This is a genomic window from Chryseobacterium sp. BGA-UO-ETr-SB22, from assembly GCF_059567885.1.
This window is the reverse complement of the sequence record NZ_JCAQOV010000005.1, coordinates 417,533-443,271: the sequence shown is the minus strand read 5'-3', so window position 1 is coordinate 443,271 and position 25,739 is coordinate 417,533. Positions and strand designations below refer to the sequence as shown.

Genomic DNA, 25,739 nt, shown 5'->3' with positions numbered 1-25,739 from the left:
ATCCGGCAAACTCACTCAGCACCATTCAAAACATAGCATAAAATTATTACAAATCGCTTAAAAATAGTAAATTTGCATCTTATCAAAATTTGATATTAAAAAAAGCAAAAGCAATACTATGACATCACAAGAGATACGTCAAAAATTTTTAGATTATTTTAAAAGTAAAGGGCATCTTATTGTTCCTTCAGCTCCTATTGTGCTGAAAGACGACCCTACCCTTATGTTTTCCAACTCCGGAATGACGCAGTTCAAGGATTTTTTCCTTGGCTACAAAACCCCTACCGCCCCTAGAATTGCCGATACACAAAAGTGTCTGAGAGTTTCAGGGAAGCACAATGACCTGGATGATGTAGGTAGAGATACTTATCACCACACCATGTTTGAGATGTTGGGAAACTGGTCTTTCGGGGATTACTTCAAAAAAGAGGCTATTGCTTTTGCCTGGGAATTACTGACTGAAGTATACGGAATTCCAAAAGAAAATTTATACGTAACGATTTTTGAAGGGGATGCTTCTGAAAATCTGGACAGAGACCAGGATGCTTATGATTTCTGGAAATCTCACATTTCAGAAGACAGAATCATCAACGGAAATAAAAAAGATAACTTCTGGGAAATGGGGGAAAGCGGACCATGCGGGCCGTGCTCAGAAATCCATGTTGACTTGAGAACACCAGAGGAAAAGGCTAAAGTTTCAGGACTTGAATTAGTGAATAACGACCATCCACAGGTAGTGGAAGTATGGAATCTGGTTTTCATGGAATTTAACAGAAAAGCTGACAAATCTTTAGAGAAGCTTCCTGCTCAGCACGTAGATACGGGAATGGGCTTTGAACGTCTTTGTATGGCGCTTCAAGGGAAGTCTTCCAACTATGATACAGATGTTTTCACACCGCTTATTGCAAAAGTTGAAGAGCTTTCAGGTAAGAAATACACAGGAATTTTAGAAAACGAAAAAGATATTGCAATCCGTGTTGTGGTAGACCACATCAGAGCGGTTTCTTTTGCTATTGCAGACGGGCAGTTACCATCAAACGGAGGTGCAGGGTATGTAATCAGAAGAATTTTAAGAAGAGGAATTTCTTATTCTTACCGATTCCTGGATATGAAAGAACCTTTCCTTTACAAATTGGTGGCTGTTCTTCAGGAGCAAATGGGACCTTTCTTCCCTGAACTTGAAAAACAAGGAAAACTGGTTGGTGAAGTGATCAAAAGTGAAGAAGATTCATTCTTAAAAACAATTGAAAACGGTTTGATCAGAGTAGAAAAGCTGATCCAGCAAACGATTGCAGATAATCAGAAAGTATTACCAAGTGAAGAGGTTTTCGAGCTTTATGACACTTACGGTTTCCCTGACGATTTAACAAGAATTATTGCTGAAGAAAAAGGATTAACTATTGATGAAGAAGGTTTCAAAGCTGAAATGGGAAAACAGAAACTTCGTTCCAAAGCAGATTCTGCTCAGAAAGTATATGACTGGGTAAATCTGGAATCAAAGCCTGAAATATTTGTAGGATATGACCAGACTGAATCTGAAACGTATATTACAAGATACAGAAAAGTAGAAAATAAAGACGGAGAATTTTACCAGGTAGTACTAAGCAACTCTCCTTTCTACCCTGAAGGTGGTGGACAGGTTGGAGATAAAGGTGTTCTGGAAAATGCTGTTGAGAGCTTTGAAGTACTGGAAACTAAAAAAGAAAACGGACTAATCATTTCGTTGATCAATGGTCTTCCGAAAGATGCAGGCGCTGTTTTCTATGCTAAAGTAAATGCTTCCGAAAGAAAAAATTCTCAGGGAAACCACTCTGTGACTCACCTTCTGCATGAAGCTTTAAGAGATGTTTTAGGGACTCACGTAGAGCAGAAAGGTTCTTATGTAGGGCCTGATTATCTTCGTTTCGACTTCTCTCATTTCAACAAAATGACAGAGGAAGAACTGGCATTAATTGAAGAAAAAGTAAACAAAAAGATCAAAGATAGCATTGCTTTACAGGAATTCAGAAATATTCCTATCCAGGAAGCTCTGGAGAAAGGAGCAATGGCTTTATTTGGTGAAAAATATGGTGACAGTGTGAGAATGATCCAGTTTGGAAGTTCAAAAGAACTTTGCGGAGGAACTCACGTAAAAAACACCAGCGAAATCGGTCATTTCAAAATCACTTCTGAAGGTTCTGCTGCTGCGGGAATCAGAAGAATTGAAGCTATTTCAGGAGACAAATCTGAAGAGTATTTCAACAATCTTGAAAAACAGATCATTGAGCTTTCTCAATTATTAAAGTCTAAAGATGTGGTAAGATCTATTGAAAAACTGATCGAAGAAAATACATCATTGAAGGCTGAAGTAGATGCCCTTAAAAAGGAAAAAGCAAAAGGAGAAATCGGTGAATGGAAGAATGCTTATGAGCAGAAAGGAAACAAACAGCTTCTTGTAAAGAAAACTTCTCTGGATGCAGGTTCTGTAAAAGATATTGTTTTCCAGTTGAAGAGAGAAATCCCTGCTTCTGTAACGATCATTCTTTCTGATGCAGACGGAAAACCAATGATTACCGTTGGAGTTTCTGATGATCTGGCTGCAGAATACCAAGCTGGTGCTATCGTAAAAGATCTTGCAAAAGAGATCCAAGGCGGTGGTGGTGGAAATCCAGGCTTTGCTACCGCTGGTGGTAAAAACCTTGATGGTTTAGAAAATGCTTACCAGAAAGCTTTGAATATTTAAAATAGCAACATCTATTATAAACGTTAGAACGGGCTGTTTCATTTTGAGACAGCCTGTTTTCGTTTTAACTATTATCTTTTATTTAACGCTAAGGACGCAAGAAATCCTCATATCATTATAGATATTTTCGTTCGCAAAGGCGTTACACTCAGCCATGAAATGATTGCGTTTTTTGCTAAATAGAATGCCTTTGCGAACGAAAAAAATAGATATCTAAAAGCCTTAGTGTCTCTGCGTTATAATATACCATTCCTTATTACTCAGATATTCATCAAAGTTTCTTTATTTATATCCGTTCTAATTATTGACCTTATCTTAACAAACCATCATCTAATCTTAAACTATTTGTTTTGTCTTATTAAAACTTAGTTAACACTATACCTTTAGTTTTGCCATAATCGAAATTCAAAAAATGAAATCATGAAAATTAACAAAACTATCGGAGCCCTACTCTTTGCTTCCCTTGTATTTCAAGGCTGCAACGATGACAATAACGGGAACTCTGACACACCTGTCAATGACAAAATCAAACTTGAAAATTTTTCTAAAGAACCTGCTTTCGTTTTTGGGATGCCTGGTTTTGAAAATTTAAATATTACCACCCTTATTTCCAGCTCTGATGTTCTTTCAGGTTCTCCTGATTTCGTTTTCGGAGGTCAGCCAGATGGAATGGGAATTATGAAAGATCCAAACTCTGACGGCTATCTGATGATCACCAATCATGAAATTAAACAGTCTGTATCAAGAGTTTATTTAGATAAAACATTTAAGCCTGTAAAAGGAGAATATATCTTAAACGGAACCGGAGGAATGACAAGATTATGCTCCGCTACATTGGCAACTCCTGAAATTCATGGTTTCAGTGCTTTTCTTACTGCCGGAGAATCTGGTGAAGAAAGTATGGTTCATGCATTGAATCCACTGGCAGCAGTATCTCAGGCATCAGATAAGACAAGAGTAAAACCAGCTTTGGGAAAGGCTTCAATGGAAAATGCAGTTCCGCTTCCTAAAGATATTTCCAATGGAAAATCGTATATCATCATTGGTGAAGACCAGTCTTATTCTTCTTCTCACCAGTCAGCAGGACAGTTGATCATGTACGTTGCCGATACACAGGGAGATCTTGATAACGGTAAGTTGTATTCTTTAAAAAGAACCAACAGCAACTATACTGAAACGGATATGACGAAAGGAAGCAGCTATGATGTAGAATTCGTTGAAATCCCTAACGCTAAAAATCTTACTGGCGCTCAGATTAATCAGAAAAATATTGATAACAACGCGATCCGTTTTTCAAGAGTGGAAGATGTAGATTACAGAAAGGGAGCTGGAAAAGGAAGAGAAATTTACTTTACCGCTACCGGAGAATCTTCTGACGGTGTAAATCCGAAAGCAGGATTAACCATGTGGGGAAGAGTTTATAAGCTTGTTCTGAATTCCAATAATATGCTGACAGGAAAGCTGGAAGTAGTTGCAGAAGGAGATTCTAACCCAGGAAATAACCTGATCAACCCGGACAACTTATGTGTTACTGAAAACTTTGTATACATCCAGGAAGACGGAGATTCTTATTACAAAAATGCCAACCACGATTCTTATATCTGGCAGCTGAATATTGCTTCAAAACAATACAAACCATGGTTGAATATGAAGCACAATAGAAGTGATTCTGCATGGCAGACTGCTTACAACCAATCCGGAGATCTTCAGAAATTCGGGTCATGGGAATTTGGAGCAATGGTGGATATTTCTGATATCATCGGAATCCCAAATACATTCTCTGTAAATATTCACTCTCATACCTGGCAGCTGGATAAATTCAAAAATCCTGACGGTTCCGGAATCAACACCAATAAAGAAGGTGGACAAATCGTAATCATCAGAAACGTAGAAAAATAGTTTTAATTCCTTCATATCAAATTAAAGTATCAATAGAAAATCTCTGTTGATACTTTTTCATACTTATGAATAAACTTTCAAAATACCCAATTCTTCTTTTCTTATACTGTGCAGCAGCACTTTTTACGCTTTATTATTGTAAAAATGATAAGCAGCAGCCCGTATACGAAGATCTTGGTTCTGTAAAAAACAGGATTATCAAGACCAATACTGATTTTGAAAAACAGATCAATGAACTGAGAATTCTTGTTTCTAAAGATTCTGATGAAAAACTTCTTCAGGAAAAATTTCAGGATATCAGAAAAACCTATAAAAAAATGGAATGGGCTGTAGAATATTTCCTTCCCCACTCTGCAAGGTTTATCAATGGTCCTGCTCTTCCTGAAATAGAAATGGATGAGCATACAGAAATTGAACCCGAAGGACTGCAGGTTCTGGAAGAGATGTTGTATCCCTATGATAAAGGAAATAAAGATGAGGTGACCAGAATGCTCAATAAGCTCATCAATAAAAGCAATACCATAGCAACCAACTTTCAGGTAATTACCATCAGTAAAGATCAGGTTTTTGATGCGTTAAGACAGGAAGCTTTCAGGATTTCAAGTTTGGGAATTGCAGGTTTTGATACTCCGGTTTCCGGAATATTTTTACAGGAAATGCCTTCTTCGCTGGAAGGGATTAAAGAGACTTTGGAACAAATTTCCACTGAACGCTCGAAAGACAAAGCCTTAAAAAGCATCATTGCAGAAATCAATTCAGCTATTGAAGTTCTGAAAAAAAATACAGACAAAAATACGTTTGATTACGCCAGTTTTATCCCGGATCATTTGAATAAGATCACCGCTCTGATGCTGGATTTTAAAAATCAGGAGAAAATCCCAGATGTTGAGGTAACGACAGCTTTAAATAAAAATGCAGCTACTTTTTTTGCCAAAAATGCTTTTAATCCTAACGCTTTTACTCCAGGAAAAGAATACGCATTCTCTGAAGAAAAAGCCGCTCTCGGGCATCAGCTTTTTAATGATAAAATCCTTTCCAACAATAATAACCGAAGCTGTGCAACGTGTCATATTCCTGAGAAAGCATTTACTGATGGGCTTGCCAAATCTATGTCCCTGGAAAATTCCGAGCTTGCAAGAAATGCTCCTTCTCTCAACTACGCGGGCTATCAGCATGGCCAATTCTGGGATATGAGAAAGGATGATCTGGAGGGACAGAGTTCGGATGTAATCTCCAATAAAGAAGAAATGCATGGTGATCTGAATGTAATTCTGGCCAAAATAAATAAGGATAAAAATTATCAGGCGGCATTTAAAAAGATTTACCATTCTCAAAAAACAGAGGTTTGGCAGCTTCAAAATGTACTGGCGAGTTATATCCGTTCTTTGTCAACATTCAATTCTGCTTTTGACAATTATATGAGAGGAAATAAGTCAGCAATGACGGAAAGCCAAAAGCAAGGTTTTAATCTTTTTGTTGGAAAAGCCCAATGTGCGATATGTCATTTCGTTCCGTTATTTAATGGTACCGTTCCTCCCAATTTCAAGAAAACCGAACAGGAGGTTTTAGGAACGGCAATCAATGGAGAAAATAAAACGTTTGACCATGACCTGGGGAGAGGAAAGTTTCATGAAACAGTACCTTCATTACAGCATTCCTTCAAAACTCCAACCCTTAGAAACATAAATAGAACAGCTCCTTATATGCACAACGGAGGATACAAAACATTGAAAGAAGTGATGAATTTCTATAATAAAGGCGGTGGAAAAGGTTTTGGCTTTAAAGTAGAAAACCAGACACTGTCTGATGCGCCGTTACAGCTTACGGATAAAGAAATAGATGATATTATTGAATTTATGAAAGCTTTGGATGATCAATAAGCCATCTGAAAGCACAAAATAACAACTGATCAAAAAAACTCTTGAACCAATCAGATTCAGGAGTTTTTTTATTCAAAATTTCCAGGAAATGCAGAAAGACTATCTGAGTGTTCCCATCATTCAGTTTTATAAGGCACAAAGTCCATAAAAACATTAGATTAAATCAATGTTATACTATGTTAAAAACTTTTCCAGAACAATAAATATCATTAATTTTGACCTAGTAATTTTACATGAAAAGGGGTTTACTGTTATTATTTTTTCTGATCTGCTTTTTGGGGTATTCGCAATCAAAAATTAAGGTTGTGGATGACGCCAGTCAAAAGCCTGTTTTTAATGCAAAAGTATCGTGTGACAACATAGTCATTGGATATACGAATGAACAGGGCGTTCTGGAATTTAAAACAGGATGCAAAAACATTGATATTGATGCTGATTCTTACCAAAAAGAAACAATATCGGTTGAGAGCAGTATGGAGATTTCTCTGCTCAAAAAATCATCAAAAACCACCAGTATTGAAGCTGTAGTTATTGAAGATAAAAGTGATCCCCGGGCCCTGGAAATTCTGAAAAAAGTAAATAAACTTTTTAACGAAAACTCTCCAAAAAGCTTAGGTTCCTATTCCTATAAATCCTACGAAAAAATATCCCTCGATATTGATGAAGACAGTCTTACACAGTTTAATCAGTATTTCAATGATTTAAACATTTTCAAGAAAAAAAGGGAAAAAGACTCATTAAATAATATTTCCGCAAGAAAAGTATTTTCAAAAAGTAAACTCTTTCTCTGGGAAAGGGCACAGGAGTTTTTATATTCCAAAAAATATGGCGAAAAGATCAATATCCTGGACAACAGAATTTCTGGTCTGAAGCAGCCTATTTATGAAATGATCGCGCTCCAGCAGAGTAACAGGGACATTGTTCCTGAGCAGGTGAAGCCTGAAAACAGAGGACTTTACAGGTTCTTTCTTTCGGATACTGTTACTCTTGACGGGAGAAAAAATTTTGTGATCCGTTTCCGTGAAGTCAATTACAAAAAGCCGGACAGAAAACGAAAGTATAACGGCGCCATTTATGTAGATACGGAAACCTACGGGATCAAAAAGATTGAAAATTTCAGTAAAAATAAAAACGACGGAATTATCACCAGCACATGGGTATTCTACAATAACAAATGGTTCCTTGCCCATGAAAAAACCAAGCTTAAAATGGGTAAAATGGCGATGGACGACAAAGAGCATGCTGACGATAAGAAAGACAAAAAAAGCTTCGGCACCTATGCTTTCCTCACCTCAAAATATTTTGATTTTGAAGCTCCTATCGAAGAGAATCCCAAAGATTTCAAAGGCTATACTTTCTCCGTAAAAAATATTGACGGCCATTCTCTGGACCGTTACAGAACAGAACCTCTTACGGAAAGAGAACAAAATACCTATAAGACCATCGACAGTTTAGGTAAAAAATATAAAATCGACAGCAAAGCACAGATCTTATCCGGATTACTAAACGGGCAGATCAGAGTAGGTTCTGTAGATTTCGCGGTGGATGAAATTGTCAACTATAACTCTTATGAAGGCTTCAGATTAGGTTTAAAAGCCAAGCTTAATGAAAATTTCAACCCTTATTTTTCACCGGATTATTATTTTGCATACGGTGTAAAAGACAGAAGATGGAAATATGGAATGGGGCTTGATATGAAAACCTCGCTGGAAAAAAACTCAATTTTCAGATTTGAGGTGTATGATGATGTAACCGCATCCGGAGAGTTTAACCGAAAACTCTGGAACTTCAAAATGAGGACGATGAATTTCGGGAATAACCTGAATAATGATAAATATTTTCACTTCAAAGGAGCATCTTTATCGTATATGAATGACGTAACGAATGGTCTTACCCTTGCCCTTGCCGTTAGAAGAAATACAGAAGAGGCAGAATTTGATTATCAGTTCAGAGACAGAGGGACTTCATACAGAAATTTCAATACACTTTTTACCTTAAAATATTCTCCGAATTCAACCAATATTATGACTCCCCAGGGAAAATCTCTGATTGACCAGAAATATCCTGAGCTCTATTTTAATTATGAGCAGAGTTACAAACTCCTGCAGGGAAACTTTAATTATTCCCGTTTTGATGCTCTTTTTGTTCATAATTTCAAGACACCGATCGGAACTACCGGTTTCAGGCTGTACGGAGGTGCTGTTTTGGGTGAAGCTCCAATCTGGAAAAACTTTACGATGAACGGGCTTGCTTCTCCGGGAAAAGATTTCAATTTTAACCTTACTTCTTACCTTGGATTTGCTACTCTGGAAGGAGGAAAATATTATAATGATAGGTTTATTGCGTATTACTTCACTCACAAGCTGCCTTGGTATTTCAAAAGTTTCGGGCACAATGTTTCCAGTTTTGATTTTGTTCTGAGAGGAACTATCGGAGATATGAAGCATCCGGAATACCATCAGTTTAAGTTCAGAAAATTGGATCACCTGTATCAGGAAGTAGGTTTGGAATGGAACAATTTCCTTTCCAGCTATTTTAACTTAGGTTTATTCTACAGAGTGGGTTATTATGCAACTCCTCATTTCAAAGAAAACTTTGCGATTCAGTTTAAACTGAAGTTTCTCGAGTTTTAATCGTCAGGAAAAGACAAAATCTTTATTTTTGAATGTAAATTCAGAAATATTAACCGATACTATATAAAAAAGAACATGCAGAAAATCGAAATCAAAGCAGAACAGTTTTTTGAATTATTAAAATTAAAAGACACTCCAATGTGGGACATTTTCTCACAGATGATCGATGGAAATGAAAAGGAAATTATCTTTTTAGACAATGAAGACAAGATCCTTTTTAATTATATTTTACCTTCTACAAAGGAAAAGCTGGAAGAAGACAGAAAGGAATTTTCAAAACAGTTTTCAGAGAAATTAGCTGAATTTAATTAAATACTGCTATGAATAAAAATTACATTTTCTCTCTGTTGGGCCTTTTCCTGTTTACGCTGGGAAATGCTCAAAATTATAAAAAGCCTTTGGTTTCTGCCATCAAAGAAGCTGATCTTCGTACCGATATGTATCAGCTTGCCGCAGATCAGTTCTGGGGACGAGAAGCAGGAACGCTGGATGAATTGAAAGTCTCCATGTGGCTTGCCGACAAAGCAAAAGAAGCTGGGATGAAACCTGCCGGAGATAACGGAACATTTTTCCAGTTCTTTGATATGTACAGACATCAGATTATCCCTCAAAGCAGTCTGAAAATTGGAGATAATAACTTGAAACTATGGAAAGACGTCCTTATTGCTGAACCTGTAAATGCTTCTATAGATGCCGAAATTGTGTATGCAGGAAACGCTGAGCCTGAAGATCTGGCAAAATTAAATATCAAAGGAAAAGTACTTGCCGTAAACGCTTCAGATAAAAACATCTCAAAGGATATGACCCTTTTTGTAAGAAGATATCCGGGATTTGTAAGGAATAAATATTACAATAAAGCTTCTGAACTGGGAGCGAAAGCCATTATCTTCATTACCGATGATACTTCTGAACAAAGCTGGGTAGAAGTACTCCCTCAAATGACTAGAGGAAGCTACGGTGTGGAAGGATTAAGAGAGAAAATCACCAATAATATTCCTGTTTTATGGATTAAAAGGGAAAATGCAGGCTGGGTAAAAAACAATCCTAAAGCTTCTCTGAACCTGATCACTGAAACTTACAAATATCCATCAGTGAATATCATCGGAAAAATAGAAGGTACAGATCCTGTTCTTAAAAACGAATATGTTTTATTAAGCGGACACCAGGATCATGACGGAATCCGACATCCTGTAAAGAATGACACCATCTACAACGGTGCTGATGATAATGCAAGTACGTGTGTTGCGATGCTGGCAATGGCGAGAGCTTACAAAAAGCAGCCGGGAAAAAGAAGCATTTTGTTTGTTTTCCATGGGGCTGAAGAAAGAGGATTGCTGGGTTCAAGATGGCATGCAGCTCATCCTGTTGTTCCTAAAGAGAAAATTGTTGCCGTGCTTAATGGTGATATGATTGGAAGAAATGATAATAATGAAGCGGCTTTATTGGGAGGAAATGCTCCTCATAAAAACTCTGAAGAGCTTGTAAAAATGGCTGAAGAGGCCAATAATGAGAGTACGAAATTCAAATATCTGAAAGATTGGGATTCTCCGAGCCACGCTGAATATTTCTATTTCAGAAGCGATCATCTTCCTTATGCTAAAATAGGGATTCCTGCTATATTTTTCACGAGTGTACTGCATGATCAGTACCATACTCCACAGGATGAATCTGAAAACATCAACTACAAAAAGTTGTATAAAATGACGGAATGGATGTACAGAACCTCCTGGAAAGTTGCTAATGAAGCAGAACGTCCGAAAGTAATTTCTAATTTTTCGTTAGAAAGATAATATATTAGGAAAAGACTTGAACCATTAAGAAAAATTTAGGTTGTAAGGAAAGTTAAGATTCAAATGAATTTGAATGAAGCATTCAGCTTACTAAATATCGAAAGAAATTTCCCTTCATTATTCTTAAAAACTTAATCAGTCTTAATGGTTTAAAATTATTTTTATTCTATAAAAAACATAAAAGCTTCACAATCTGTGAAGCTTTTTTCATCATTGTGTTTTTAGAATCTGTTTGAAAACGAAATAATTATTGAATATGATTTGGAACCATTAAGAAAAATTTAGGTTCTAAGGAAAGTTAAGATTCAAATGAATTTGAATGAAGCGTTCTGCTTATAAATATCTGAAGATATTTTCTTCATTATTCTTAAAAACTTAATCAGTCTTAATGGTTTAAAATTATTTTTATTCTATAAAAAACATAAAAGCTTCACAATCTGTGAAGCTTTTTTCATCATTGTGTTTTTAGAATCTGTTTGAAAACGAAATAATTATTGAATATGATTTGGAACNAACCATTAAGAAAAATTTAGGTTCTAAGGAAAGTTAAGATTCAAATGAATTTGAATGAAGCGTTCTGCTTATAAATATCTGAAGATATTTTCTTCATTATTCTTAAAAACTTAATCAGTCTTAATGGTTTAAAATAATTTTTAATTAATGATACTTCTTTTGTCTTGAAACAAAAGAACCAAAAATTCAAGACTTAGAAACTTCCGCTAAAAATGAAATCTGTTCTCTAAAAACTCTAAACTCGTGCGGTAGCAATGTATGTTTAGAATCATATTTTGTCCCGCACTCAGACAGTAGAGTTTTTTTAACGTTCACAGAGTTCATTTTCTTAACGATGCAGTTTCTTATGTCATTCATATGGTCGTTAAAAGAAAAATTTCTGTTTTAATAAATTTTCTTTTTAAATAAGCAAATTCATCAGCGATGGATCATTGTTAAGGTAGTTGACAAAAAAATCGTGTTGTTTCATTTTATCAATCAATGGGGTGAAATCTTTGTTTTGTTTTAAAGCTATTCCTACCACTGCAATCCCTTTTTCTTTTGAATTTTTTTGGGTGTATTCAAAATAGGTAATGTCATCATCAGGTCCTAACACATCCATTACAAAAGTTTTCAATGCTCCTGGACGTTGTGGAAATCTCACCAGAAAGTAATGTTTCAATCCTGCATACAGTAATGCTTTCTCTTTGATTTCTTCCATTCGGGTAATATCATTATTACTTCCACTGATGATACAGACTACATTTTTACCTTTTATTTCATTCCCATACTTTTCCAATGCTGCTACTGAAAGAGCTCCCGCAGGTTCTACCACAATAGCATCTTTATTATATAATGACAATATGGTTTCACATACGAGTCCTTCATCCACCATAGTCATATCATAGAGAATATCTTTGCAGCGTTCAAAAGTGAGATCTCCTACCTTCTGCACAGCAGCTCCATCTACAAACCTGCTTATCTTTTCAAGAAGGACAGGTTTTCCATTTTCCAGCGCTTTTTTCATGCTTGCTGCTGCTGAAGGTTCCACGCCAATAATTTTTGTCTGTGGTGACAGATGTTGAAATACAGAACAAATTCCCGCTGCTAATCCACCACCTCCAATCGGGACAAAAAGATAATCAACAATACCTTCCGCCTGCTCCAGAATTTCCAGTGCCGTTGTGGCCTGCCCTTCAATAATGGCAGGATCATCAAAAGGATGAATAAATGCACTGTTATTGTCTTTGCAAAACCTCATCGCAGCATCTTTGGCAGCATCAAATGTATCTCCGTACAAAATGACGTCTATGTATTCTCCTCCGAACATTTTTACCTGTTCAAGCTTTTGTCCGGGAGTAGGTAAAGGCATAAAAATAGTCCCTTTCACTTTCATTGCATGACACGCAAACGCCACTCCCTGCGCATGATTTCCGGCACTGGCACACACCACTCCTTTTGAAAGCTCTTCCTGTGACATCGTTGCCATCTTATTGTATGCTCCTCTGATTTTATAGGATCTTACTCTTTGAAGGTCTTCTCTTTTAAAACTAATATTCGCCTCATAAATAGCTGACAGATTATTATTGACAGCTAAAGGTGTTTTTACCACTACATCTTTTAATCGTTCCTCCGCTTTATAGACATTCTCTAAAACGGAGGAACTTATTCCCTCTTTCATCATCTGTATAAGTATTAATTGTTTTCGGGTCTCAGGCTTCGTACGGTCTTGCCGGCCTTCCACATTTCACTTTCTCTTAACTCGGTAAGCTCTACTTCCAGTTTTTCACGATAATCCGGCTTGCTGTTACTGTCTATTGAACGCTGTGCTTCATTTCCTTTAGCTACGTTATCATACAACTCTTCAAATAAAGGTGAAGTGGCATCTCTGAAACGCTTCCACCAATCCAAAGCTCCTCTCTGGGCTGTGGTACTGCAGTTGGCATACATCCAATCCATCCCATTTTCTGCTACCAATGGCATTAATGACTGAGTAAGTTCTTCTACAGTTTCATTGAAAGCTTCAGACGGGCTGTGTCCGTTTTTTCTCAACACATCATACTGAGCGGCAAATATTCCCTGTACAGCTCCCATCAATGTTCCTCGTTCTCCGGCAAGGTCGCTGTATACTTCTTTTTTAAAATCGGTTTCAAAAAGATATCCGCTTCCTATGGCAATCCCCAATGCCGTTACTCTTTCTCTTGCTTTTCCTGTTGCATCCTGATAAACGGCAAAACTACTGTTCAGACCTCTGTCTTGCAGAAACATTCTTCTCAACGAAGTTCCTGAACCTTTTGGTGCTACCAGAAATACATCTACATCGGCTGGAGGAACGATTCCTGTACGTTCGCTGAAGGTGATTCCGAAACCATGAGAAAAATACAACGCTTTTCCTGGGGTAAGATGTTGTTTTACTTTTGGCCAGTATTCAATCTGTGCGGCATCGCTCAAAAGATAGCAGATAATGGTTCCTTTTTCTAAAGCTTCTTCGATTTCAAATAAAGTTTCTCCCGGTACAAATCCGTCTGCTACTGCTTTATCCCATGATTTGGAGTTTTTTCTCTGTCCTACAATGACATTCACACCGTTATCTTTCTGATTCAAAGCCTGTCCCGGTCCCTGTACTCCGTATCCAATTACTGCTACGACTTCATTTTTTAATACTTCCTGAGCTTTTTCCAACGGAAATTCATTTCTCGTTACTACGTTCTCTTCTACTCCTCCAAAATTCAATTTTGCCATTTTTTTTGATTTTATTTGTTATTGATTATGATGTTTATTTTTTAGCTAGCGTGTTCTATTGCTGTCAGATAAGGGGTTCTGTGATAATGTACTTCCAGAACGTCTATCTGCTTTTCCATTTGTCTGCTGATTTTCTGGACAGAATCTTCCGTTTCTCTGATCACAATGACAAACTTTTTAACTTTTTCTATTTCTGAAGGACCAACATTGAAGGTCACCATAGAAATTCTTCTTCTTGAAAAAATAGCATTGATACGGCCGATCAATCCTAAATAATCTTCTGTATACGCGGTAATGGTATATTCTTTATGATCTGTTTTCATCTTTTTTATTTTTAAAATTTATTATTCAGTACAATTTCCGAAACACTTTTCCCCTGAGGAATCATCGGAAATACATTGTGTTCTTTTCCGGTCATCACCTCAAGAAGGAAAGATCCTTGGTGATCCAGCATTTCCCGAATGGCCCATTTCAAATCTTCTCTCTCAGAGACTCTATTTCCGGAAATATTATATCCTTTTGCCACCTGAACAAAATCAGGACTCTGAATATCTACTGAGGAATATCTTTCTTGGTGAAATAATTCCTGCCACTGCCTTACCATTCCCAGATAACAGTTATTAAGGATTAAAATTTTGACCTCTGGATGATACTGCATAATGGTTCCCAATTCTTGAATATTCATTTGAGCCCCTCCATCTCCCATGACAGCAATTACTGGACGGCCAGTCTCTGCATAGGATGCTCCTATTGCGGCAGGAAGACAGAATCCCATGGTTCCCAACCCACCGCTTGTAACATTGGTACGGGAATTTTTAAATTGAGAATAACGGCATGTGGCCATCTGATGCTGTCCCACATCGGTTACAATTACCGCCTCTCCTTCTGTCATCTCATTCAGATATCGGATCACTTCTCCCATTGTAATTTCTCCTTCTTCAGGATAAAGCTCTGTATTGATGAGGTTGATACTTTCAATTTCATGACAGTTTTTAAATCGTTCATGCCATTCCGGATGTTCTCTTTTTGTAATCCATTTTGTAAGAAACGGAAGGGTATGTTTACAGTTTCCAAGAACTGGAACATCCACTTTTACATTTTTATTGATCTCAGCCTTATCGATATCCAGATGAATGATTTTCGCCTGTTTCGCATATTGGTCTAACCTTCCTGTCACACGGTCATCGAAGCGCATCCCGACAGCAATTAACACATCACATTCGTTGGTCAATATATTCGGTCCATAGTTTCCGTGCATTCCTACCATCCCAACAGCTTGTGGATGATCGGTAGAAATGGCACTCATTCCTAAAACCGTCCATGCCACCGGAATTCCTGATTTTTCGGCAAATTCTAAAAACTCTTTTTCAGCTTTCCCCAGCATAATCCCCTGTCCGGCGATAATAAATGGTTTTTCAGCTTCATTGATCAGCTGTGCCGCTTTTTCAATACTTTCAAAACAAGGATCAGGATTCGGTTTATAACTTCTCAGCGAATGGCATGAAGAATATCCTTTATAATCAACAAATTGCAGCTGGGCATTTTTAGTAACATCAATCAGTACAGGACCTGGGCGGCCTGATTTTGCAATGTAAAATGCTTTTGCCAGTACTTCAGGAAGCTCATTGGCATCGGTGACCTGGTAATTCCATTTTGTAACCGGGCTTGTAACATTCATTACATCTATTTCCTGAAAGGCATCGGTTCCCAGAAGATGTTCAAAAACCTGTCCTGTAATGCAAACTAAAGGCGTATTGTCTAACAGAGCATCTGCTAATCCTGTAACAAGATTGGTCGCTCCGGGCCCGCTGGTTGCTAAAACGACTCCTACTTCTCCTGATACTCTTGCTAAGCCTTGTGCGGCATGTACTGCTGCCTGCTCATGACGTACCAGAATATGTTTCAGCGTTTCCCGATAATCATAAAGAGCATCATAGATAGGAATAATAGCTCCGCCAGGGTATCCGAAAACTGTTTTTACGCCTTCGTTAAGAAATGCTTCCAGGATGATCCGGCTTCCGGTAAGTTGTATTTCTGTTGATAAATTCAGGTTTTCCATATACTTTTATTGAGTGATTTCGTCTGTTACACAACCTTCAGCAGCTGATGATACCGTTAATGCATATTTATAAAGCAGTCCTTTCTTTACTTTAAGAGGTGGCTTTTGCCAACCTTTTTTTCTTCTTTCAATTTCTTCATCTGAAACTTTGAGCTGTATGGTATTGTTTACGGCATCAATTTCAATCATGTCATTATCGTTTACAAAGGCTATCAAACCGCCTTCATGGGCTTCCGGAGTGATGTGTCCCACTACAAAACCATGGGTTCCTCCGCTAAACCTTCCATCTGTAATCAAAGCGACACTGCTTCCAAGACCTGCTCCAATCAGCGCACTGGTGGGTTTCAGCATTTCGGGCATTCCGGGAGCGCCTTTCGGACCTTCATTTCGGATGACAATGACATCACCATGCTGTACGGTTCCATCCTGAATTCCTCTGATCAGATTTTTTTCCCCATCAAATACGCGGGCTTTCCCTACGAAACGTTCGCCTTCCTTTCCTGTTATTTTCGCCACACTTCCTTTCTCAGCAAGGTTTCCGTACAGTATTCTCAGATGTCCGGTAGCTTTTACAGGTTCTGAAAGAGGTTTTATGATTTTCTGTGTATTAAAATCCAGATCAGGAACATTTTCTAAATTCTCGGCTAAAGTCTTTCCGGTTACCGTCAGGCAATCCCCGTGTAATAGTCCGTGTTTCAAAAGGTATTTCATTACCGAAGGTATTCCTCCGTGCTCATATAAATCCTGCATCAGGTATTTTCCGCTTGGTTTCAGGTCGGCCAATACAGGAGTTTTATCACTCATCTTCTGGAAGTCATCCTGAGTAATGGACAACCCGACACTTTTCGCCATGGCTATAAAATGTAATACCGCATTGGTACTTCCTCCCAAAATAACAATCATTCGCAGTGCATTTTCAAAAGCTTTGCGGGTCATGATATCGGAAGGTTTGATATCTTTTTCCAGCAATATTTTCAGATATTTTCCTGCTTCATGACATTCTTCCTGTTTTTCTTTGCTTAAAGCGGGATTGGAGGATGAATACGGAAGACTCATTCCTAATGCTTCAATCGCAGAAGCCATGGTATTGGCAGTGTACATTCCTCCGCATGCTCCTGCTCCGGGACAGGAATTTTTCACAACACCATCAAAATCTTCTTCTGTAATTTCTCCTGCAATTTTTTTCCCTAAGGCTTCAAAAGCTGAAACGATATTGAGCTGTTCTCCTTTGTAACAACCGGGAGCAATGGTACCTCCATACACCATGATAGATGGTCTGTCTAGTCTTCCCATTGCGATAATGGTTCCCGGCATATTTTTGTCGCAGCCCGGCAATGCGATCAAGCCGTCATAGTATTGGGCTCCACAGATTGCCTCAATACTGTCGGCAATTACATCACGGCTCACCAGTGAATAACGCATTCCGTCTGTTCCGTTGCTCATTCCGTCGCTTACGCCAATAGTATTAAATATCAGTCCAGCCAATCCATGTTCCCATGTTCCTTCTTTTACCATTTTAGCGAGATCATTAAGGTGCATATTGCATGTATTTCCATCGTATCCCATACTGGCAATTCCTACCTGAGCCTTGTGCATATCTTCTTCTGTAAAACCTATCCCGTACAACATTGCTTTTGCTGCAGGCTGTTCACTGTTTTGTGTGAATGTTTTTGAATATTTATTTAACATATTATTCTTCATTTTCTTTTCTTCTCATCTGCTTAAAGCGATTTTTTTTATTTAATTTTCAGCCAAAACTACAGCTTGTAATATTTCTTTCATTTCTAACTTTCCCAAAAACTACAATATCCAATCATTTAAAAAACAGATGTATTTATTTGGTAATTAGATATTTAAATTCTAAAAATTTACAATGACAGAACTCTTACCCTTTTCAAATAAGCCTGTTGTACCTTCTCACTTACTGTATTCTCCCAGTTCTTTGTAAAAGGGACATCATCCAGGGAATCCAGTGCCACAATTTCGGCTGCTGTACCACAGAAAAACCCTGCATCTGCACCTCTCATTTCTTCAGGTTTAAAAAAGGATTCTTTAACTGGAATATCAAGTTCGTCACAGATTTCAAAAACCGTTTGTCTAGTAATTCCCGGAAGGATACTCCCTTTACCTGGAGTAAATAAAGTACCGTCTTTTTCGTAGAATACATTGGCTCCTGAACTCTCCGCAACATTTCCGTTTTCATCCAAAACTAATGCTTCATCATAGCCTTTGTCTTTGGCATCCTGACAGGCAAGGATCGAATTCACATAATGCCCGCCTACTTTTGCTTCCACTTTAAATGCTTTAGGATTTGGACGTTGAAAGGGTGAAGTCATGATTTTCATTTTATCTGCCAGATAGCCTTTGCTCCATTCCCAAGCCAGAAGAGACAGGTAAGATTTTTGTCCTTTTGAAAGTGACATATTGGGTGAACATGTGACCAACGGACGAATATAAGCATCTGTGAAACCGTTACGCTCCAGAAGTTCGTAGGTAAGCTCTGTAAGCTCTTCTGCGGAATAATCGAAGGGAATATGCATCAATTCTGCTGATCTTCTCAGTCTTTCATAATGTTCTTTTGCTTTGAAAATCTGGGTTCCATGATCTGTGCTGTAGGATTTAATACCTTCAAAAACAGAGTAACCATAGTGAAGGGACTGCCCATACAGATCCATTCCGGCATCTTTGGCTTTCATAAATTGTCCATCGAAATAGATGATCGTGTCGTCGTTATAATACATTTTATAGAGGTTTAAAAATTAACAAAAGGGAATAAAAAAAGCCCTCTCACAGTGTGAGAGGGCTCAATATATGTACAGTCATACATCTTCCTTCTCACAGACGCAAGGGAATAATAATGACGATAATAATTACTGATACTAACTGATACATACTTTTTTACTATAAAAAATTAAAACAAAAAAAACCGTTTCATAATTTGAAACGGTTTTATATATAATTTAAATTAAAATCTATCTAAAATGCCATTTCCTTCCTGCTGTTAATGACAGCAGCAATAATAGAAATGACAATAATATTTTTCTGATTCGTAAAATTCATACTGCAAATGTATAAACTTTTTAAATACTCACAAGTTTTTTTCACACTTTTTATTTTTTTCGCAAAAAATGGGTAAGCGTTTCCTTTGCTTCAGCTACTTCGTGAACCCTTAAAATTTTTGCGCCCTGCTCCAACACTTCCCTATGAAGTTTCTGTGTTTCTTCATTAATATCCAGAGGTGATTTCCCCAGCGGTTTATAGATAAATGACTTTCTGGAAATGCCTATTAAAAGAGGAAATTTTCCAAATCCGAGATATTCCACTTCTTGGATCATTTTCATCTGATCTTCTACGGTTTTTCCGAAGCCAAAACCAGGATCAAGAATGATATCATTTACTCCTTTTTCTAAAAGTTCTTTTGTTTTTTGGGAGAAATATCTGTTAACTTCCAATGTTATATCTTCAAAGCTTATCTTATCATGCATGGTTTCATAAGAAGGATTTACGTGCATCAAAATGTACGGAAGTTTTGTCTGGGCCGCCGTATCAAACATTTCCGTATCATACTGACCGCCAGAAATATCATTAATCATATCAATTCCTTCATTAAAGCCAAATCTCACTGTTTTTGCATAAAAAGTATCAAGGGAAATCAGAGATTCCGGAAATTCTTTTTTAATCAGAGAAATAATATTCCCAATCCTGTTTATTTCTTCTTCAGCAGTCAAAAACTCAGCGTTTGGGCGTGTAGACTGTGGCCCGATATCCAGTATTTCGGCTCCATCTTTCAACAATTTTTCAGCATGTTCTAAGGCAGATTTCTCGGTATTGAATTTTCCGCCATCAGAGAAAGAATCCGGGGTAAGATTGAGGATTCCCATGATTTTTGGGGTAGCAAGTTGTACTAATCTACCGTTACAGTTGATTGAGTAAGTTGCTGCGTTGGAAGGTTGGAGGGTTTGAGAGTTAGAGAGCATGGAGTTTATAATTGATGAATGATTTTGTATCCTGCAAAATTAGTGATTTGTGAGTGTTTAATGAGATGTTAGAAGCTGGAAATTAGAAATAATAGACAGGAAGCCAGAAGCTGAAGGTTAGAAGTTAGCGCACACACACTAAACCCCGAAATCTAATCCCCTTACTCTTCAACCCTCAAACGTTCCTACTCACTTCTTACTCTCAAACCCTCTCACTCACAAACTCATCTCCTCAAATTGAAAAATCTAAAACCGAATTCGTATATTTGGAAGATTAAGAAAATTTATGCTAAAAACATCAGTACAGTTCGAGAAAGTTATCAGTCAGTGTCGTGATCTTTTCGGTAAAAAATTACAGGATTACGGAGCTGCGTGGAGGGTGCTAAGACCGAGTTCCATTACAGACCAGATTTACATCAAAGTCAACAGGATCCGCACACTTCAGATGACTGATAAAAAAATGGTAGATGAGAGTGAAGAAGATGAATTTATTGCCATTGTGAACTATTCTATCATTGGACTTATTCAGCTTGAGAAAGGGCTTTCCAATGATTTCAATGAAAATAAAGAAGAAATTTTAGGTCTGTATGACAAATATTCTAACGAAGCCCAGGCTTTAATGGAAAGAAAAAATCATGATTATGGTGAAGCATGGAGAGATATGAGAATCTCATCCATTACGGATCTTATTTATCAGAAAGTATTAAGAACTAAACAGATTGAGGACAACCAAGGAAAAACAATCGTCTCTGAAGGGCTTGATGCCAACTATTTCGATATGCTGAACTATGCTGTCTTCTGCCTGATTAAGTTCTCGGAAAAAGAAAATCAATTCGAACCCAAAAATATTTAATATGCTTAAAGGTTTATTACGCTTTGTTATTGCCGTTATTTTTATCCTTTCAGGCTTTGTGAAAGCCGTGGATCTGGTAGGTTTTTCTTTCAAAATGGAAGAATATTTTGCCCCTCCGGTTTTCAATATGCCTTTTTTAGAAAAGTTTGCCCTGCTATTTTCCATTATAGTGGTGGTACTGGAGCTTTTCCTCGGATTTATGCTGCTGCTTAAATTAAAGCTTAAATTTACCTTGTCCATATTAATTGCCCTTTGTATTTTCTTTGGATTCCTTACTTTTTATTCGGCGTATTTCAATGTCGTAACAGATTGTGGATGTTTTGGTGATGCCATCAAATTTACGCCTTGGCAGAGTTTCCTGAAAGATGTTGTACTTCTTGTAGGATTGATTATCCTTTTCATTCTGTACAGAAAAGAATTCCGTAAAAAAGATGAATATGGGGTGACCGAGAAAGAACCTTCCAATACATTTAAATATATTCTTTTAACCGTTTTTTCTCTAGGCATGGTTTACATTATGGCACAGGGAATTATGCATGAACCAATCATTGATTTCCGTGATTACAAAATTGGGACAGACATAAAAGGTGAAAAAGGAAAAATTGATAAAAACCCTTCCGAATACAAGACTTTTTATTCTCTGAAAAATCAGAAAACAGGAGCTGTTGTAAAGGTAAATCAGGATGATTATATCAAAAAAACAGAATACTGGGCAGAAGGTTCTCCATGGAAAATTGAGGAAGGCAAAAATGAATCTGTATTGATTAAAGAAGGGTACAAATCTGAGATTGTGAAATTCAAGATTGAAGATCCTACAGGAATGGAAGTTACGAACGAAATCATCAACGCTCCAAAAGCAGTTTTGGTGTTCTCATATCATCCAAAAGATGTTCCTGCTGATCTGCTTCAGAAGGTGGAAGCTAAAGTAAATACGCAGAAAGGAGCTCTTATCTACGGAATTTCTACGTATCCGAATACTTTTAAAACCATTAAAAATGCAATGATGGACGGAACTGCCATCAAAACCATAGCAAGAAGCAACCCGTTTGTACTGATTCTTGAGAATGGAAAAATCATAGATAAACAACCCGCAAAAGATTATATCAACTAATTACTTCAATAGTGATGGAACAAAATTTCGCTTATATCAATGAAAATTACATTACGGAAAATGAATTATGTACTGTAACGGATATCAGTAAGGATGAGCTGGCTGCGCTTATTCAAAATGAATTAGTTCCACAGCCTTCTTACACGGTTTCCCGAAGTATCAGAATTACATCGCCTCTTAATGATGAGTTTGAAAATGAGATTACAGAAAAATATTTCAGTAAAAACTGTATTTCACTGGTTAAGAAGAATAAAGATTTGAGTGATGTTCATCAATATAAAGCAGAATTTAAAGAAAACTTCATCCAACATCTGATCAATCATCCTCATAAAGGTTTCGCTTATGACTGTATATTCCATACTTCTTTTCCGGAACAGGAAAAACTGGATGAAATATTTGAAAGTGAATGGGCTGCCTATTGTAACGGGATCTATGGGATTTGTACATTACATTCTACGGAAGAGGAAATTGTAAAAAAGGAAATTGCAGTAAAAAAACTGATTCATTTCAATACAGAATTTTCTGATAAAAAACTTACAGCGGATGAGTCAGACGAGCTGATAAAACTGAGTGAAGAATTCAATGAAGTAACACAGAAATTTGCTCCTTATCAAAGAAAATCAAGCAGCAGAGGTAAATATCTCGATAAAATTTTAGAAGAAAATAACTTAGACGATCTAGTAAAAAAATATTAAAACATGCAAAAATCAAATAAATCAATCGCCGGATATCACTTATTAATGATCCTTTCTTCTGTAGACGGAGAGTTTGCTCCTGAGGAAGGAATGCTGGTGCAGCAATATATGGCAGATGAATTTCCGTTCAGAATGAATCTTGACAATGAATTGGAAACCCTGGCTCTTTTACAGCCTGAAGAGTGGAAAGACCACTTTGAATTCCATGCAAGATGCTTCCATGAAGATTCTACTGAAGACGAGCGTGTAAAGTTTGTTCAGTTTGCAAAGTCATTGATCAAAGCTGACAATAAAGTAACTGAAGAGGAACATACATTCTATGTTCTGCTGAAAAATCTATGGGGATTATAGCATAAACACTAAAAAAGTAAATAAATCTATATTTAAATCTTATGAGAAGAAAAATAGTTGCAGGCAACTGGAAAATGAACAAAAATGTAATTGATGCACAACAATTGATGATTCAGTTACTAAGCTATAAAAACAACAATGCTACCAACTGTGAGGTTTGGATCGCTCCACCATCTTTGTATCTAATGATGGCAAAAGACATCTTTGAAAAGGACGAGATTGGGGTATTTTCTCAGGATATGAGCGAGCATGAAAGTGGCGCTTATACAGGAGAAATTTCTGCTGATATGCTAGAATCTATTGACGCTACCGGTTCACTGATCGGTCACTCTGAGAGAAGACAATATCACGGAGAAACAGATTCTCACTGTAACAGAAAGATCAAATTAGCTCTTGACAAAGGTCTAATTCCTGTCTATTGCAACGGGGAAACTCTTGAGCAAAGAAAAGCAGGACAGCACTTCGAGGTTGTGAAAAACCAGACTGAAGTCGCTCTTTTCACACTTTCTGCTGAAGAAATCAAGAAGGTAGTGATCGCTTACGAACCTGTTTGGGCTATTGGAACAGGAGAAACAGCAACCCCTGAGCAGGCTCAGGAAATTCATGCACACATCAGAAGCATTATCGCTGCAAAATACGGACAGGAAGTTGCTGATGAAATTTCAATCCTTTACGGAGGATCTGTAAAGCCAGACAATGCAAAAGAAATTTTCTCTCAGCCGGATATCGATGGAGGTCTGATTGGAGGAGCTGCTTTGAAATTAGAGGATTTCTCTAAAATCATTGAGGGTTTTAACTAAAATAAAGGAACTTTTAGAACAGACATGAAAAACTTCATTTTAATATTCTTCGGACTTCTTTTATTTGATCTTATTTATGTCTTTGTTTATGATCAGTTTTTAATTGGCATAAGACCTGACTTTTTGAGTTATCCATTGGCACTGATTAAGGCTCTGGTAAATTCTCCAGCCGTTTTATTTAATAAATTATTGCCTTTTTATGCTGATATTCCAACTTATCAGGCAGTACTTCTATTTATAGGAAACGTTCTGATACAAACATTTTTAGTTTATAGAGTTTTCTTTAAAAGGAGAAAAGTCAGCTAAGAAATACCATACAATAAAAACGGCGGCATCGAAGATGCCGCCGTTTTCCGTTAAAAAAATCTAATTATTGAATATCGACTACATACATAGTTCCTTTGTCTACCTTCCCTGTTTTAGGAAGAATTTTAGCCTTAGGGTTTCCGTTTCCATCATCCACTACTCCAAAATCATCATCATTGAAAACAGCCAGTTTATTATTTCCTAAATAAACAATTCCCTCAAACTTATCATGTTCGTAGCCCAGCTTTGCAACCAGATCTACGGCCAATGTTTTTGAAACAGCCTTTATCCCGGCATTGGTAATTTCGTCCCATGAACACTGTTCTAAGGCCTTACCATTAATTTTCATTCCGTCTACCGCATTAATATCAGTTCCATTCACATCGGAAGCATTGCTTAGGTTGATTCTGTATACTTTTTTAATTCCTCCCTGAGATCCGAAATTTCCATCTCTTTCAATCACCAGGAATTCATTATTACTTAAGGCTGTAATGTCACAAACTGAATCGGAAGCTCCTCCATCCTGTTTGTATAAAAACTGTTTGGTCTGCCCTGTAACAGTATCAAATGTGACAATTCTCGTCAAAGTAGTATTGGTAGCCAATGCTTTGCTGGGTACATACATCATTGACTGTATGGTTCCTACCAATGTTCTTCCATCGGGTGTAATAGCAAGTCCTTCCATCCCTCTGTTCGCTCTTCTTTTGGCTAAAACAGCAGGTAATTTTCTTGGTCCTGTATTTACGCCAATCGGGCTTATTCTTTCCATCTCCATTCCGTCTGCACTATAATGCACGATGTGTGGCCCGTATTCATCAGAAACCCAGAATGTACCGTCTGCTGCTGCTACAATACTTTCACTGTCTAATCCATATTGATCCGTCCCTAAAACATTTCCGGAAGCATCATAGGCTATTTCTCCGGTACTTCCCATTCCTGCAGGGTTTGGTAATCCTGTAATAGGCTGTCCTGATGGGTTTTTAAGCTTAATATATTTAATCACTTCTACATTTCCATCAGCATTGATTTTAAAATGCATAATGGTAGGCGTAAAGTTAGGGGTAAGAAATTTTTTTCCATTCTGGAAGTCAGTATTAGGTCCTCTATCTGTAATGACATAGAATTCACCTTTTCTTGTAGGGTGAGCAGCTGCTCCGGAACCAAATCCACCATTGATAACATCTACTCCGTTTATCGTAGCCAGTTTTGTAAATGGAAATTCCTGAGGCAGTTTGGAATAATTAATATCCTGATTAATTATTGTAGAATCAGCCTCACTGTTGCATGAAGCTAATACTGCCAGCACTGCAACAGACAATAGTAATTTTTTCATATTCACTTTTATGGCTGCGAAAATAGAGATTGATTATAAACTGATCTTGAATATAATGATAATTCTATTTTAACAATAGAACTACAAAATGAATTG

The 25,739-nt window shown here is 37.2% G+C and carries 20 protein-coding genes; 12 read left to right on the top strand and 8 right to left on the bottom strand.

Annotated elements, in window-relative coordinates:
• Positions 1–118 precede the first annotated feature (118 nt).
• The 6 genes from alaS (at position 119) to AC57AW_RS09280 (ending at position 10,924) form a co-directional block, all read left to right on the top strand.
• Entirely contained in the window at positions 119–2,722 is a 2,604-nt protein-coding gene (gene alaS / locus AC57AW_RS09305) for an alanine--tRNA ligase (protein WP_496351630.1), read from the top strand.
• A gap of 420 nt (positions 2,723–3,142) precedes the next feature.
• A complete protein-coding gene (locus AC57AW_RS09300; protein WP_496351629.1) occupies positions 3,143–4,621 on the top strand; it encodes a PhoX family protein in 1,479 nt (492 codons plus the stop codon).
• A gap of 65 nt (positions 4,622–4,686) precedes the next feature.
• Positions 4,687–6,501, top strand: coding sequence for a cytochrome-c peroxidase (locus AC57AW_RS09295; protein ID WP_496351628.1), 1,815 nt, complete (start codon positions 4,687–4,689; stop codon positions 6,499–6,501).
• A gap of 305 nt (positions 6,502–6,806) precedes the next feature.
• Entirely contained in the window at positions 6,807–9,134 is a 2,328-nt protein-coding gene (locus tag AC57AW_RS09290; RefSeq protein WP_496351627.1) for a hypothetical protein, read from the top strand.
• A gap of 75 nt (positions 9,135–9,209) precedes the next feature.
• The gene (locus AC57AW_RS09285) at positions 9,210–9,446 is read left to right on the top strand and encodes a hypothetical protein (protein WP_496351626.1); all 237 of its coding nucleotides are present in this window, start codon (positions 9,210–9,212) and stop codon (positions 9,444–9,446) included.
• A gap of 8 nt (positions 9,447–9,454) precedes the next feature.
• The gene (locus AC57AW_RS09280) at positions 9,455–10,924 is read left to right on the top strand and encodes a M20/M25/M40 family metallo-hydrolase (RefSeq protein WP_496351625.1); all 1,470 of its coding nucleotides are present in this window, start codon (positions 9,455–9,457) and stop codon (positions 10,922–10,924) included.
• Positions 10,925–11,837: 913 nt separating this feature from the next.
• On the opposite strand, the gene ilvA is transcribed toward AC57AW_RS09280, so the two are convergent.
• The 7 genes from ilvA to folP all read right to left on the bottom strand — a co-directional run bounded on the left by ilvA (position 11,838) and on the right by folP (position 20,194).
• Positions 11,838–13,100 carry a threonine ammonia-lyase gene (ilvA, locus tag AC57AW_RS09275; protein WP_496351624.1) on the bottom strand — a complete coding sequence of 421 codons (1,263 nt, stop codon included), beginning with the start codon at positions 13,098–13,100 and terminating at the stop codon, positions 11,838–11,840.
• Positions 13,101–13,111: 11 nt separating this feature from the next.
• Positions 13,112–14,158 (bottom strand): ketol-acid reductoisomerase, encoded by a 1,047-nt coding sequence (gene ilvC / locus AC57AW_RS09270; RefSeq protein WP_318848236.1) that lies wholly within the window; start codon positions 14,156–14,158, stop codon positions 13,112–13,114.
• Positions 14,159–14,199: 41 nt separating this feature from the next.
• Entirely contained in the window at positions 14,200–14,481 is a 282-nt protein-coding gene (locus AC57AW_RS09265; protein WP_318848237.1) for a hypothetical protein, read from the bottom strand.
• 11 nt (positions 14,482–14,492) lie between these two features.
• Positions 14,493–16,217, bottom strand: coding sequence for a biosynthetic-type acetolactate synthase large subunit (gene ilvB, locus AC57AW_RS09260; RefSeq protein WP_496351623.1), 1,725 nt, complete (start codon positions 16,215–16,217; stop codon positions 14,493–14,495).
• A gap of 6 nt (positions 16,218–16,223) precedes the next feature.
• Entirely contained in the window at positions 16,224–17,906 is a 1,683-nt protein-coding gene (ilvD, locus tag AC57AW_RS09255) for a dihydroxy-acid dehydratase (protein ID WP_496351622.1), read from the bottom strand.
• Between the two features lie 179 nt (positions 17,907–18,085).
• Complete coding sequence (gene ilvE / locus AC57AW_RS09250; RefSeq protein ID WP_496351621.1) at positions 18,086–18,958, bottom strand: branched-chain-amino-acid transaminase; 873 nt, start codon at positions 18,956–18,958, stop codon at positions 18,086–18,088.
• 369 nt (positions 18,959–19,327) lie between these two features.
• Entirely contained in the window at positions 19,328–20,194 is an 867-nt protein-coding gene (folP, locus tag AC57AW_RS09245) for a dihydropteroate synthase (RefSeq protein WP_496351620.1), read from the bottom strand.
• Between the two features lie 286 nt (positions 20,195–20,480).
• Between folP and AC57AW_RS09240 the strand changes: the two genes are divergently transcribed.
• Genes AC57AW_RS09240 through AC57AW_RS09215 form a run of 6 tightly spaced genes read left to right on the top strand, consistent with a single transcriptional unit; the run spans position 20,481 to position 24,310 of the window.
• Positions 20,481–21,047, top strand: coding sequence for a DUF1599 domain-containing protein (locus AC57AW_RS09240; protein WP_318848241.1), 567 nt, complete (start codon positions 20,481–20,483; stop codon positions 21,045–21,047).
• A 1-nt stretch (position 21,048) separates the two neighbouring features.
• Entirely contained in the window at positions 21,049–22,158 is a 1,110-nt protein-coding gene (locus tag AC57AW_RS09235) for a BT_3928 family protein (RefSeq protein ID WP_318848242.1), read from the top strand.
• 14 nt (positions 22,159–22,172) lie between these two features.
• On the top strand, positions 22,173–22,853 hold the full coding sequence (locus AC57AW_RS09230; RefSeq protein WP_496351619.1) for a DUF6058 family natural product biosynthesis protein: 681 nt from the start codon (positions 22,173–22,175) through the stop codon (positions 22,851–22,853).
• Between the two features lie 3 nt (positions 22,854–22,856).
• On the top strand, positions 22,857–23,204 hold the full coding sequence (locus AC57AW_RS09225) for a tellurite resistance TerB family protein (protein WP_034692300.1): 348 nt from the start codon (positions 22,857–22,859) through the stop codon (positions 23,202–23,204).
• A gap of 41 nt (positions 23,205–23,245) precedes the next feature.
• Positions 23,246–24,004, top strand: coding sequence for a triose-phosphate isomerase (gene tpiA / locus AC57AW_RS09220; protein WP_105702468.1), 759 nt, complete (start codon positions 23,246–23,248; stop codon positions 24,002–24,004).
• Positions 24,005–24,028: 24 nt separating this feature from the next.
• Positions 24,029–24,310: a hypothetical protein gene (locus tag AC57AW_RS09215; protein WP_496351618.1), complete on the top strand. Its 282-nt coding sequence runs from the start codon at positions 24,029–24,031 to the stop codon at positions 24,308–24,310.
• A gap of 64 nt (positions 24,311–24,374) precedes the next feature.
• Here the strand turns inward: AC57AW_RS09215 and AC57AW_RS09210 are convergent, their stop codons facing one another.
• On the bottom strand, positions 24,375–25,643 hold the full coding sequence (locus AC57AW_RS09210) for an esterase-like activity of phytase family protein (protein WP_496351617.1): 1,269 nt from the start codon (positions 25,641–25,643) through the stop codon (positions 24,375–24,377).
• Between the last annotated feature and the right edge of the window lie 96 nt (positions 25,644–25,739).